13 protein-coding genes are annotated in these 12,847 nt (G+C 68.1%); 10 read left to right on the top strand and 3 right to left on the bottom strand.

The window, feature by feature from the left end:
* Positions 1-123 precede the first annotated feature (123 nt).
* Entirely contained in the window at positions 124-882 is a 759-nt protein-coding gene (locus ACJH6I_RS06570) for a DeoR/GlpR family DNA-binding transcription regulator (RefSeq protein ID WP_318986475.1), read from the bottom strand.
* A gap of 24 nt (positions 883-906) precedes the next feature.
* On the bottom strand, positions 907-2,880 hold the full coding sequence (locus ACJH6I_RS06565) for a PTS mannitol transporter subunit IICBA (RefSeq protein ID WP_318986476.1): 1,974 nt from the start codon (positions 2,878-2,880) through the stop codon (positions 907-909).
* Between the two features lie 213 nt (positions 2,881-3,093).
* On the opposite strand from ACJH6I_RS06565, the gene ACJH6I_RS06560 reads away from it, so the two are divergent.
* Positions 3,094-4,167 (top strand): zinc-dependent dehydrogenase, encoded by a 1,074-nt coding sequence (locus tag ACJH6I_RS06560; protein WP_212806852.1) that lies wholly within the window; start codon positions 3,094-3,096, stop codon positions 4,165-4,167.
* A 3-nt stretch (positions 4,168-4,170) separates the two neighbouring features.
* Here ACJH6I_RS06560 and ACJH6I_RS06555 read toward each other — a convergent pair whose 3' ends face one another.
* Complete coding sequence (locus ACJH6I_RS06555; protein ID WP_212806851.1) at positions 4,171-4,536, bottom strand: hypothetical protein; 366 nt, start codon at positions 4,534-4,536, stop codon at positions 4,171-4,173.
* 136 nt (positions 4,537-4,672) lie between these two features.
* Between ACJH6I_RS06555 and ACJH6I_RS06550 the strand changes: the two genes are divergently transcribed.
* From ACJH6I_RS06550 to ACJH6I_RS06510, 9 genes are all read left to right on the top strand, one after another.
* A complete protein-coding gene (locus ACJH6I_RS06550) occupies positions 4,673-6,085 on the top strand; it encodes an NAD(P)H-hydrate dehydratase (RefSeq protein WP_212806850.1) in 1,413 nt (470 codons plus the stop codon).
* A gap of 16 nt (positions 6,086-6,101) precedes the next feature.
* The gene (locus ACJH6I_RS06545; protein ID WP_318986477.1) at positions 6,102-7,481 is read left to right on the top strand and encodes a glutamate decarboxylase; all 1,380 of its coding nucleotides are present in this window, start codon (positions 6,102-6,104) and stop codon (positions 7,479-7,481) included.
* Between the two features lie 99 nt (positions 7,482-7,580).
* Positions 7,581-8,726: an alanine racemase gene (alr, locus tag ACJH6I_RS06540; protein WP_406783874.1), complete on the top strand. Its 1,146-nt coding sequence runs from the start codon at positions 7,581-7,583 to the stop codon at positions 8,724-8,726.
* Between the two features lie 5 nt (positions 8,727-8,731).
* Entirely contained in the window at positions 8,732-9,823 is a 1,092-nt protein-coding gene (locus ACJH6I_RS06535; RefSeq protein WP_064859886.1) for an alpha/beta fold hydrolase, read from the top strand.
* Positions 9,816-10,277 carry a tRNA (adenosine(37)-N6)-threonylcarbamoyltransferase complex ATPase subunit type 1 TsaE gene (gene tsaE, locus ACJH6I_RS06530; RefSeq protein WP_020102514.1) on the top strand — a complete coding sequence of 154 codons (462 nt, stop codon included), beginning with the start codon at positions 9,816-9,818 and terminating at the stop codon, positions 10,275-10,277. Before ACJH6I_RS06535 ends, tsaE begins: the two co-directional genes overlap by 8 nt.
* Entirely contained in the window at positions 10,274-10,897 is a 624-nt protein-coding gene (gene tsaB, locus ACJH6I_RS06525) for a tRNA (adenosine(37)-N6)-threonylcarbamoyltransferase complex dimerization subunit type 1 TsaB (protein ID WP_406783873.1), read from the top strand. The genes tsaE and tsaB overlap by 4 nt, the downstream gene beginning before the upstream one ends.
* A complete protein-coding gene (gene rimI, locus ACJH6I_RS06520; RefSeq protein ID WP_406783872.1) occupies positions 10,894-11,394 on the top strand; it encodes a ribosomal protein S18-alanine N-acetyltransferase in 501 nt (166 codons plus the stop codon). Before tsaB ends, rimI begins: the two co-directional genes overlap by 4 nt.
* A complete protein-coding gene (tsaD, locus tag ACJH6I_RS06515) occupies positions 11,391-12,416 on the top strand; it encodes a tRNA (adenosine(37)-N6)-threonylcarbamoyltransferase complex transferase subunit TsaD (RefSeq protein WP_406783871.1) in 1,026 nt (341 codons plus the stop codon). The genes rimI and tsaD overlap by 4 nt, the downstream gene beginning before the upstream one ends.
* Positions 12,413-12,847 (top strand): nuclear transport factor 2 family protein, encoded by a 435-nt coding sequence (locus ACJH6I_RS06510; protein WP_406783870.1) that lies wholly within the window; start codon positions 12,413-12,415, stop codon positions 12,845-12,847. Before tsaD ends, ACJH6I_RS06510 begins: the two co-directional genes overlap by 4 nt.

The following is a 12,847-nucleotide window of genomic DNA, read 5'->3' as shown; positions in this document are numbered from 1 at the left end:
CCGGGTAGCGCATGTGCTCAGCGGGGCACGCCCGCGCACCGATGCAGCGCTACACGTTGACACCCCGACCCAGCGGCCCAACGGCTCTGTGGGATCGGCTCGATCGCAACGCTCACGCAACGCTCACGCGCGCACCACCGAAGGCCCTAGCGCTTCATAACGGGCCGCCGCGGCGGCCGGCAGTTCCGTACCGGTCACGATCGCTTCGAAGTCGGACACGTCGGCGAACCGGCAGAAGCTCGTCTCGCCGAATTTGGAATCGGCGGCCACCAGGATGCGGCGCATCGCGACCGACACCGCGGTCTGCTTGACTGCGGCCACCGCGGGATCGGGGGTGGTCAGCCCGTGCTCGGGCGTGATGCCGTTGGTGCCGAGGTAGGCGACGTCGATGACGAGGCTGCGCAACCGCTCCACGGCCCAGTTGTCCACCGTGGCCAGGGTTCGTCCGCGCATTCGTCCGCCGAGCAGCATCACCGTCACGGTCGCGCTGTGGGCCAGCGCTTCGGCGGCCAGCAACGACGACGTCACCACCGTCAGCTGCTGATCCGCCAGTTGTTCGGCGATCAGTCGCGGAGTGAAACCCTCATCCAGATAAACGGTTTCGGCTCCATGCAGCAGATCCGCGGCTGCGGCCGCGATCCGGTGCTTCTGGGCCAGGTCGACCTGACTGCGGTACTCGACCGTCGATTCGAATGCCGCCGTCTCCAGCGGGATGGCTCCGCCGTGGACCCGCTTGAGCATGCGCCGCCCGGCCAGCACCTTCAGGTCGCGGCGGATGGTCTCCGACGCCACGTTCAGTTCTTCGGCCAGCGCCAGCACCTCGACCCGCCCACGGGTACGGGCGAACTCGACGATCTGGCGCTGGCGGCTGTCTGAATCCACGGATGACATTCTGGCGCCCGTCGTCTACCGCGCTTCGCTCAGCACCGCCCGGACCTCCTCGGGCGTGCTGGCGCGGCGCAGCCGCTCCACCTCGTCCTTGTTCAGGAACACCTGGGCGATCCGGGTGAGAAGCGCCATGTGGTCCTTGCCGGCGCCGGCGATGCCCACCACGAACTCGGCGGGCTTGCCGTTCCAGTCGATGGGTTCGGGATAGCGGACGAACGAGATCCCGGAATGCCGGATCGCACTCTTGGCATCGTTGGTGCCGTGCGGGATCGCCAGGCCGTTGCCCATGTACGTCGATACCGATTTCTCCCGCTCGTGCATGGCGTCGACATACGAGACGTCGACGGCCTGCGCGGAGACCAGCAGGTTGCCGGCCTCGGTGATGGCGGCCTCGGCGGTGGTGGCCGAGCCGGCCAGCACGATCGAGTCGAGCGACAGCACATCGTCGGAATCGGCCGTGGGTTCGGTTGGCGCCGTGGCGGATTCGCCTGAGGACCCAGGGGTGCCGTTGGTACGTCCCAGTAGTTCCAGGATTTCGTCGTAGCGGGGCGAGTTCATGAAGTCGTCGACCGAGACATGGATGGCCGACGGGGTCTTCTGCCGGGCGCGCTCGGTGAGATCACGGTGGGTGACGGCCAGCCCGTAGGTGTCGGTCAGGTTGGAGATGGCCTGGTTGACGACCGTCACGCCGGTGAAGCCGGCGTCGCGAATCTTCTTGCGCAGCACCGAGGCTCCCATCGCGGACGAACCCATGCCGGCGTCGCAGGCGAACACGATGTTGGTGATGGGTGCGGTCGCGGAGGTGCCCACCAGTGCCGAGGCCACGCTGGATCGCTTGCCCTTCAGTGCCTCCATCTCGGCGGTGGCGGCAGCCAGATCGGGCTCGTCGGTGGCGCGGTCGGTCTTGAGCAGCACGCAGGCAACCGCGAACGAGACTGCGGCCGCCCCCAGCACCGACAGCGTGACGCCGAGGTAGCTGCCGGACGCGGTCTGGGCGTAGACGGCGATGATCGAGCCGGGCGCGGCGGGTGCGCGCAGGCCGGAGCCGAACAGCACGTTGATGAAGACGCCCGTCATCCCGCCCAGGATGGTGGCGGCGATCAGCTTCGGCTTCATCAGCACGTACGGGAAGTAGATCTCGTGAATGCCACCGAGGAACTGGATGATGGCGGCGCCCGGTGCGGATGCCTTGGCGGCCCCGCGGCCGAACACCATGAACGCCAACAGGATTCCCAGACCGGGTCCCGGATTGGCTTCCAGCAGGAACAGCACGGATTTGCCGGTGGCGAGCGCCTGAGTGGTACCCAGGGGAGTGAGCACGCCATGGTTGATGGCGTTGTTGAGGAAGAGCACCTTGGCGGGCTCGATGAAGATCGAGGTCAGGGGCAGCAGGTCGTGGCCGACGAGGAAGTCGACACCGTGGCCGGCGCCGCGGGTGAACGCCGATACCACCGGGCCGACACCGAAGAACCCGATGACGGCCAGCACCAGTCCGGCGATGCCGGCCGAGAAGTTGTTCACCAGCATCTCGAAGCCGGGGCGGATCTTGCCATCCCACAACGCATCCAGCTTCTTGATGACCCAGCCGCCCAAGGGACCCATGATCATTGCGCCCATGAACATCGGAACATCGGACCCGGCAACCACGCCCATGGTGGTGATGGCGCCGACGACGGCTCCACGGGTTCCGTACACCATCCGTCCGCCGGTGGATCCGATGAGGATCGGCAGCAGGTAGGTGATCATCGGCCCGACGATGCCGCCCTTTTCGTAGGCGCCCCAGCCGCCGATGTGGGCCACCCAGCCGTCCGGGTTCTGCAGCGCGTGAAAGAGGCCGGGCAGCCAGCCGGTCTTGATGAACAGCGCGGTGATCAGGCCCCAGGCGATGAAGGCGCCGATGTTCGGCATGACCATGTTCGACAGCGCGGTGCCGAGCTGCTGCACCCGCACGCGCAGACTGGCGCGCTGCGGTGTTTCCGTCGTTGCGTTCACTGTGCTGGACCTCCACCTTGACCGGCCGTGAAGGTGATGCCCGTCACATCACCGTGTGTTTATGAGTAAAGCCCACATGTGGGCACGATGGCAAGCAAATGGGCAAAAATGGGCAGAGAAAAGTTTGGATTTATGCCCGAATTGCCGATAGAGTGGGCGCAGAGTGAACCACGACACACTTGCCGGCCAGGCCGGAGAACCGGGAGGAACGCCATGAAAGCGCTGCGCTACTACGCACCCGAGGACGTCCGGCTCGAAGATGTGCCCGAGCCGGTATGCGGACCCGACGAGATCAAGATCCGGGTGCGCAACTGTTCGACCTGCGGCACGGACGTCAAAATCCTGCACAACGGGCACCAGAACCTGACCCCGCCGCGGACCATCGGGCACGAGATCGCCGGCGACATCGTCGAGGTGGGGGCCAACGTGAACGCCGCCTACGGCACCGAGTGGGCCGAGGGCGACCGGGTTCAGGTGATCGCCGCGGTCCCGTGCGGCGAGTGCCACGAGTGCCGCAAAGGCTGGATGGCCGTGTGCCAGAACCAGACCTCGATGGGCTACCAGTACGACGGCGGATTCGCCGAGTACATGATCGTGCCGCGCCAGGTACTCAAAGTCGATGGGCTGAACCGGATTCCGGACAACGTCGGCTACGACGAGGCGTCGGCCGCGGAACCCTTCGCGTGCGCCATTAACGCCCAGGATCTGCTCGGCATCGAGCCGGGTGACACCGTCGTGGTGTTCGGTGCCGGTCCCATCGGGTGCATGCACATCCGCATCGCCCGTGGTGTGCACGACTGCGGGCCGGTGTACCTCGTGGACGTCAACGACGCCCGCCTGGCGATGTCCGCCGATGCCGTGCACCCCGATGCGGTGATCAATGCGGCGGAGGTCGACGTCGTCGAGAAGGTCATGGAACTGACCGGAGGCCGCGGCGCCGACGTGGTGATCACCGCGACCGCCGCCAATATCACGCAGGAGCAGGCCATCGCGATGGCCGCGCGCAACGGCCGCATCTCGTTCTTCGGCGGCCTGCCCAAGACGAATCCGACGATCACCTGCGATTCCAACGTGGTGCACTACCGCCAGCTGCACATCCACGGCGCCAACGGATCTGCGCCCGAGCACAACAAGCGGGCGCTGCACTACATCTCAACCGGCCAGGTTCCGGTGAAGGACTTGATCACCCGGCACATCGCCCTCGACGAGGTGCTCGATGCGTTCTCGATCGTCCAGAACGGCGAGGCCATCAAGGTGACGGTGGAGCCCAGCGCGGTTCTCGTCTGAGTCTCAGCCGCCGACGGCGGCGATGTAGCCGCCGATCGCGAGCACACACAGGACGGCACACAACCCCAGCGTGCCGACGGCAAATGGCCAGGCGCGCAGGCGCTTCACCAGTCGGATGACCGTGACGACCGTGCCGGCCAGCGCCACCACCATGGCGGCGATGAAACCCGCTGCCATGGCGTTGATCCCGGCGTCGATGTGACAGGTCGCCGGCGGACAGTAGTCGGTGAACGCCAACGCGAACACCGCGAAGAACGCGGCCACGCCGCCGCCGACATAGGTGAGCACCAGCGCGCTGATCGAGGCGGCGAGGTCGCCGCTCGACAGCGGAGGCTTGGCCGGTGGCAGCGGCGAATAGCCGTAGGTCATGGCGGGATGTTATCCGCGCCGAACGTGAGCGGGTGTGCGAAAAATCCACAGAAGTTCGCACACCCGCTCATGCTCGGCACCCGAATTTGACGCACATGCCAACCCCCGCGGGGCGGATGTGCGTAACCTTCGAGCTATGCGGCACTACTACACCGCCGAGCAGATCCGCGCGGCCGAGGCGCCGCTGTTGGCTTCGCTGCCCGATGGCGTGCTCATGCGCCGGGCGGCATACGGGTTGGCGACGGCGATCGCCACCGAACTCAAGGCCCGCACCGGCGGCGTGAGCGGGCGCAGCGTCTGTGCGGTGGTGGGCTCCGGCGACAACGGCGGCGACGCGCTCTGGGCGGCCACGTTCCTGCGCCGCCGCGGTGCGGCCGCTACAGCGGTGCTCCTGAACCCGGACCGCACCCACCCGAAGGCGCTCACCGCATTCCGAAAAGCCGGCGGCAGAGTAGTTGAAAGCATTCCGCCGTCAACCGATTTGGTGATCGACGGCGTTGTCGGCATCGGCGCCACCGGGCCGCTCCGGCCCAATGCCGCGGCGGTCTTCGCGGCCAACACCGCACCCGTCGTTGCCGTCGACCTCCCCAGCGGCATCGACGTCCAGACCGGTGCCACCGACGGCCCCCACGCGCACGCCGCGCTGACCGTCACCTTCGGCGGGCTCAAACCCGTACACGGACTGGCCGACTGTGGACGGGTCGAACTCATCGACATCGGACTCGACCTGCCGGAGCCCGCGTTCCTCGGATTCGAAGCGCACGACGTCCGCGCCCGCTGGCCGGTGCCGCACCCGTCGGACGACAAGTACAGCCAAGGCGTCACGGGTGTGCTTGCCGGGTCGGCGACGTATCCGGGCGCAGCGATCCTGAGCAGCGGCGCCGCCGTCGCCGCGACCTCGGGCATGGTCCGTTACGCCGGCTCCGCGCACGCCGAAGTGGTGTCGCACTGGCCGGAAGTCGTTGCGGCGGCGGATATGACGGCTGCGGGCCGGGTCCAGGCGTGGGTGGTCGGCCCCGGGCTCGGTACCGACACCGCCGGCGAGGACGCGCTGCGGTTCGCGCTGGACACCGACCTGCCCGTGATCGTCGACGCCGATGCACTGACCTTGTTGGCCGCCGACCTCGACCTTGTCGCGGACCGCGCGGCACCGACGGTGCTGACGCCCCATGCCGGTGAATTCGCCCGGCTCGCAGGACATCCGCCCGGACCCGACCGGGTGACCGCTACCCGCGAACTGGCCGAACGTCTGGGCGCCACCGTACTGTTGAAGGGCAACGTCACCATCATCGCCGAATCGGACGGCCCCACCTATCTCAATCCCGCCGGCCAATCCTGGGCTGCCACAGCCGGATCCGGCGACGTGCTGTCCGGCATCATTGGCGCCCTGCTGGCGTCGGGCATCGCACCGGGTGAGGCCGCCGCGATGGCGGCCTTCGTGCATGCCCGTGCGGCGGGCCTGTCCGCAGCCGACCCCGGTCCCAACCCCGCGCCCACATCGGCGCACCGCATCCTGGCCCATGTCCGGGCCGCTGTCGCATCGCTCTAACCAAGGGGGAATCAGTATGTCGCGCAAGCATGTTCATGGACCGATCATGAGTCCTGCGTACACCGGCCGGTTGTCCACCGCGCCGGTCCCATCGTTGCGTCTGCCCGACGACCCGCTGGACCCGCAGGCCGCCTACCGCTTCATCCACGACGAGCTGATGCTCGACGGCAGCTCCCGGCTGAACCTCGCGACGTTCGTCACCACGTGGATGGACCCCGAGGCCGAGAAGCTGATGGCCGAGACGTTCGACAAGAACATGATCGACAAGGACGAATACCCGGCGACCGCGGCCATCGAGTCCCGCTGCGTGTCCATGGTGGCCGATCTCTTCCACGCCGAAGACCTGCGCGACGACGACCCGTCGTCGGCCTGCGGCGTCTCGACCATCGGTTCCAGCGAGGCCGTCATGCTGGCCGGCCTGGCGCTCAAGTGGCGGTGGCGCGAGAAGGTGGGCGACTGGAAGGGACGCACCCCCAACCTGGTGATGGGCTCCAACGTCCAGGTGGTGTGGGAGAAGTTCTGCCGTTACTTCGACGTCGAGCCGCGGTACCTGCCGATGGCCGAGGACCGCTACGTCATCACCCCGGAGCAGGTGCTTGCCAATGTCGACGAGGACACCATCGGCGTGGTGGGCATCCTGGGCACCACGTTCACCGGTGAGCTGGAACCCATCGCCGAGATCTGTGCGGCGCTCGATCAGCTCGCACAAGACAAGGGCCTCGACATCCCGGTCCACGTCGACGCCGCCAGCGGCGGTTTCGTGGTGCCGTTCCTGCACCCGGATCTGCATTGGGATTTCCGGCTCCCGCGGGTGGTCTCGATCAACGTCAGCGGCCACAAGTATGGGCTGACGTACCCGGGCATCGGTTTCGTGGTCTGGCGCAGCAAGGAGCACCTGCCCGAGGACCTCGTCTTCCGGGTCAACTACCTGGGCGGCGACATGCCGACCTTCACCCTGAATTTCTCGCGGCCCGGCAATCAGGTGGTCGGCCAGTACTACAACTTCCTGCGTCTCGGCCGGGCCGGCTACACGCAGATCATGCGCTGCCTGTCGGACACCGCCCGCTGGATCGGAGACGAGCTGCGGGGCAGCGAGCACTTCGAGGTCATCACCGACGGCTCGGCCATCCCGGTGATCGCCTGCCGGCTCAAGGGCAAGCGGCCCTACACCGAATTCGACGTGTCACACGCGCTGCGTGCCTACGGCTGGCAGGTGCCGGCGTACACCATGCCCGAGGGTGCGACGGACATCGCAGTGCTGCGTGTGGTGGTGCGCGAGGGCTTCTCGGCGGACCTGGCCCGTGCCCTGCGCGACGACCTGACCACCGTGCTGAACAGCCTCGACGAACTCAAACCGAAGGGCCAGTTCGACGACGTGCAGCCGTTCGCCCACTAGGGGACGACCCTGAGCTTGTGTTCCAGATCTCCGGAAAATGTGGTGCACAAGCTCAGGCTCGACGCGGACCAGCGGGCGTCTGGGAGAATCGGAGGCGATATGAGTTCGCCCGATCCCCAACCTGCTGCCCAGGCCGTCATCGACCTGGGCGCAATTGCGCATAACGTGCGGCTTCTGCGGGAACGCGCAGGCAGCGCCGCGGTGATGGCGGTGGTCAAGGCCGACGGTTACGGGCACGGTGCGCCGCAGGTGGCGCGTGCCGCCCTGGCCGCCGGGGCTGCCGAGCTGGGCGTCACCAACATCACCGAGGCGCTGGCACTGCGGGAGGCCGGCATCACGGCGCCCGTGCTGTCCTGGCTGAACCTGCCCGGCACCGACTTCGCGCCCGCGCTGGCCGCCGATGTGCAGGTGGCGGTGGCGTCGGTACGGCAGTTCGACGACGTGCTCGACGGCGTGCGCCGCAGCGGTGCGCCGGCGGCGCTCACCGTCAAGGTCGACACCGGTCTGAGCCGCAACGGCGTCAGCCCCGCCGAGTACCCGGCCCTGCTCGACGCCATCGCCCGGGCCGCCGCCGACGGCGCGGTGCACCCCCGCGGCATCATGAGCCACCTCGCATGTGGCGACGACCCGCAGCACCCGATGAACGACACCCAAGCTGAGCGCCTCACCGCCGCTCGGAAACAGGCCGCGGCGGCCGGCGTGCACTTCGAAGTGGCGCACCTGGCCAACTCGCCCGCGACCCTGACGCGGCCCGATCTGCATTTCGATGTGGTGCGGCCGGGTATCGCGGTCTACGGGCAGACGCCGATCCCCGCGCTCGGCGATTTCGGCCTGCGGCCCGTCATGACGCTGAAATGCCCTGTCACCGCGGTACGTTCGATCAAAGCCGGCGACGGCGTGTCCTACGGGCACACCTGGATCGCCGACCGCGACACCACCGTCGGGTTGATCCCGCTCGGCTATGCCGACGGGGTCTTCCGCGGTCTGAGCGGACGCATCGACGTCAGCATCAACGGCGCCCGGTACCGCAACATCGGCCGAATCTGTATGGACCAGTTCGTGGTTGACCTCGGACCCGACGGTGCCGGTGTCAAGGTCGGCGACGAGGCGGTGCTGTTCGGCTCGGGCGCCGCCGGTGAGCCGACGGCGCAGGACTGGGCCGAACTGCTGGGCACCATCAACTACGAGGTCGTCACCAGCCCGCGGGGCCGGGTCGCCCGGACCTATCGCGAGTCGACGGGCTGACGTCCATGAGCGACAACAGGAATGCCCGGTGGCTGGCGGGCATGGCCGGGCTCACGGCCGTGGGGTCAGTCGCCGGGATCAGCGTCGCCCGCTCGTTGCGCCGCCGTGGAGGTGAAGACCCTTACGCGGGTGAAGATTTCACCACGCTCGACGCCGACCGCGGGTACGTGGTGACGGCCACCGACGGCGTGCCGCTGGCAGTCCGCGAGGTCGGCCCGAAAGACGCCCGGCTGACGGTGCTCTTCGCACACGGATTCTGTAACAGCATGGGCTCCTTCCACTTTCAGCGGGCCCGGCTGGCCGAGCGGTGGGGCGATCAGGTCCGCATGGTGTTCTACGACCAGCGCGGGCACGGCCGGTCCTCGGCCGGTCCGACCGACTCGTACACCGTCCCGCAACTGGGGCAGGACCTCGAATCGGTGATGCGGGTGATGGCGCCGCGGGGGCCCGTGGTGTTGGTCGGTCACTCGATGGGTGGCATGACGGTGCTGTCCCACGCCCGGCAGTTTCCGCACAACTACCCCGCCCGCGTGTGCGGCGTCGCCATCCTCGCCTCTGCGGCACAAGGGGTTACCCGTTCGCCGTTGGGTGAGGTGCTGCAGAATCCGGCGCTGGAGGCGGCGAAAGTCGCAGTGCGGTTCGCGCCCGGCGCGGTCAGTGCGGGCCGTGGCGCGGCGAAGGCCGTCATCGGCCCGGTGCTCAAGGCCGCGTCGTTCGGTGACGACGCAGTCAGCCCGTCGGTGGCTCGGTACGTCGAGAAGATGACGCACAACACCTCGATCCGCACGACCGTCGAGTTCCTGCACGCACTCGAAACCCACGACGAGGCAGGCGCGCTGCCGGTCTTGCAGCACGTGCCCACGCTGATCGCCTGCGGCGACCACGATCTGCTCACCCCACTGGCCAAGTCCGAGGCGATGGCCCGGCAGCTGCCGAAGTCTGAACTGGTCATTGTCGAAGGGGCCGGGCACATGGTGCACATGGAGCAACCCGAACTGATCAACGAGGCGCTGGAGCGCTTCGTCGAGCACGCCACGCCGTCACGGCTGGTGGCGCTCACCCGGCATCTGCGTGGAAAGGCCAAGCGCAATGGATGATTCGCACGGCACCGTGCACCTGCCGACCGAGGCCGACACCATGGCCCTCGGCGCCCGGTTCGGCGCCGAACTCAAGGTCGGCGACGTCGTGGTGCTCACGGGGCCGCTGGGCGCCGGGAAAACCATGCTGGCCAAGGGCATTGCGCAGGGTATGGATGTCGACGGCGCGGTGACGTCGCCGTCGTACGTGCTGGCCCGGGTACATCCCGCCCGCCGTGCCGGACACCCCGCGATGGTGCACGTCGACATGTACCGACTGCTCGATTCAGGCAGCACCGACCTGCTCGGAGAACTCGACTCGCTCGACCTCGACACCGACCTCGACGACGCCGTGGTGGTCGTCGAGTGGGGCGAGGGTCTGGCCGAGCGATTGTCGGCCAGCCATCTGGACATCCGGTTGGAGCGCGCCGACGACGACACCCGTACCGCTGTCTGGCATTGGAGCCGTGGATGATTCTCGCCATCGATACCGCCACCCCGGCCGTCACCGCCGGTGTGGCACGGCGTTCCGCGGCCGGCGTCGAGGTGCTGGCCGAACGGATCACCCTCGATGCCCGCGCGCACGCCGAGCAGTTGACGCCCAATGTGATTGCCGCCGTTGCCGATGCCGGTATCACGTTCGCCGACCTGGAAGCCGTGGTCGTCGGCTGCGGGCCGGGCCCCTTCACCGGGTTGCGGGTCGGCATGGCCACCGCAGCTGCGTACGGACAGGCGCTCGGCATCCCCGTGTACGGCGTGTGCAGCCTGGATGCGATCGCCCCGGCGACTCCCGGAGAACTGTTGGTGGTCACCGATGCCCGTCGCCGCGAGGTGTACTGGGCGCGGTACCGCGGCGGCGCGCGGGTCGAGGGACCGGCGGTGAGCGCCGCGGCCGACGTCGAGCCCGGGTCGGGTTCGGTGGCCGGCCCGGCCGCGCAGGCCGCACTGTTCCCGTTGCCTTCGCTCGACGTCGAGTACCCCACCGTGACCGGCCTCGTGACCGCCGCCGACTGGGACCAGCCGCCCGCCGCGCTGGTGCCGCTGTACCTGCGCCGACCCGACGCGAAAACCCTTGCCGAGCGGGGACTCTCGTGACCATCGAGTACGGTCCCCTGACGGTCGGCGACGCCGACCGGTGCGGCGAACTGGAGGCGATCCTGTTTCCCGGTGACGACCCGTGGCCGGCAGTTGCCTTCATCCGCGAGCTCGACTCGGCACACAACCACTACGTCGCCGCACGCGAGGGCAAGCATCTGGTGGGGTATGCCGGCATCAGCCGGCTGGGCCGTAAACCGCCGTTCGAGTACGAGGTGCACACCATCGGGGTCGATCCGGCGTACCAGGGCCAGGGCATCGGCCGCGAGCTGCTGGACCGGCTGTTGGCCATTGCCGATGGCGGCACCGTGTTCCTAGAGGTGCGCACCGACAACAAGCCGGCGATCGGCCTGTACGAAAGCGTCGGGTTTGTGAAGATGGGTGTGCGCAAACGGTATTACCGGATCAGTGGCGCGGACGCATACACCATGCGACGGGACGCGCAGGTGAGCAGCGTGTCAGGCGACGCGGACGTGAGGAGCGAGTCAGGCTCATGACAATCATCTTGGCCATCGAAAGTTCCTGTGACGAAACAGGCGTCGGCATCTGCGAATTGGCGGACGACGGCACCGTGACGCTCTTGGCCGACGAGGTCGCCTCCAGCGTCGACGAGCACACCCGCTATGGCGGCGTGGTCCCCGAGATCGCCTCGCGTGCGCACCTGGAATCGCTGGGGCCCACCATGAATCGCGCCCTGGCGGCCGCCGGCATCGAGCGGCCCGACGTTGTCGCCGCGACCATCGGGCCCGGCCTGGCCGGTGCACTGTTGGTGGGTGTGGCTGCGGCCAAGGCCTATTCGGCGGCGTGGGGTGTGCCGTTCTACGGTGTCAATCACCTGGGCGGGCACCTGGCCGCAGACGTCTACGACCACGGCCCGCTGCCCGAGAGCGTCGGGCTGCTGGTGTCGGGTGGTCATACCCATCTGCTGCATGTGCGATCCCTGGGCGAGCCGATCGAGGAACTCGGCAGCACCGTTGACGACGCGGCGGGCGAGGCCTACGACAAGGTGGCCCGGCTGCTCGGGCTCGGCTACCCCGGTGGCCGCGTGCTCGACGAACTGGCCCGCCAAGGCGACCGGAATGCCATCGTGTTCCCGCGCGGCATGACCGGTCCTCGAGATGACCCGTACGCCTTCAGCTTTTCCGGTCTCAAGACCGCCGTCGCCCGCCACACGGAGAAGCACCCCGACGCGTCGCACGCCGACGTCGCCGCCGGCTTCCAGGAGGCCGTCGCGGACGTGTTGACCCGCAAGGCGGTTCGTGCGGCCACCGACCTGGGCGTGTCCACACTGCTGATCGCCGGGGGAGTGGCCGCCAATTCGCGGTTGCGTGAGCTGGCCGAAGAGCGTTGTGCCGAGGCCGGTTTGACACTTCGGGTGCCCCGGCCGCGGCTGTGCACCGACAACGGGGCCATGATCGCCTCGTTCGCCGCGCACCTGATCGCGGCGGGAGCCAAACCGTCGCGGCTCGACGTGCCGAGCGACCCGGGGCTGCCGGTGGTGAAAGGCCAGATCGCGTGAGCCTGCAGGACGCCGCGGACAAACTGGAGATCACGGAGCTGCTGTACCGGTACGCCGAACTGATCGACGCCGGCGACTTCGACGGCGTGGGAAAACTGCTGGGGCGCGGGAACTTCATGGGCGTTGCCGGCGCCGAGGCCATCGCGGCGCTGTTCGCCAAGACCACCCGCCGTTTCCCCGATCACGGGAACACCCCGCGCACCCGGCATCTGGTACTCAACCCGATCGTTGAACTCGACGGCGATACCGCTCATGCGCGGTCGACGTTCTGCGTGGTGCAGCAGACCGAAACGGTTCCGCTGCAACCCATCGTGGTGGGCCGGTACGGCGATACGTTCGCGCGCGACGACGCCGGTTGGTACTTCACCGAACGTGTTGTGGATGTGCAGATGGTCGGCAACGTATCCGACCACCTGAACATCGCGCTGTAG

It is taken from the genome of Mycobacterium sp. SMC-13 (genome assembly GCF_045311035.1).
GTDB lineage: Bacteria > Actinomycetota > Actinomycetes > Mycobacteriales > Mycobacteriaceae > Mycobacterium.
Note: the sequence above shows the minus strand (reverse complement) of the source record. Positions and strands in the feature narration are given on the sequence as shown.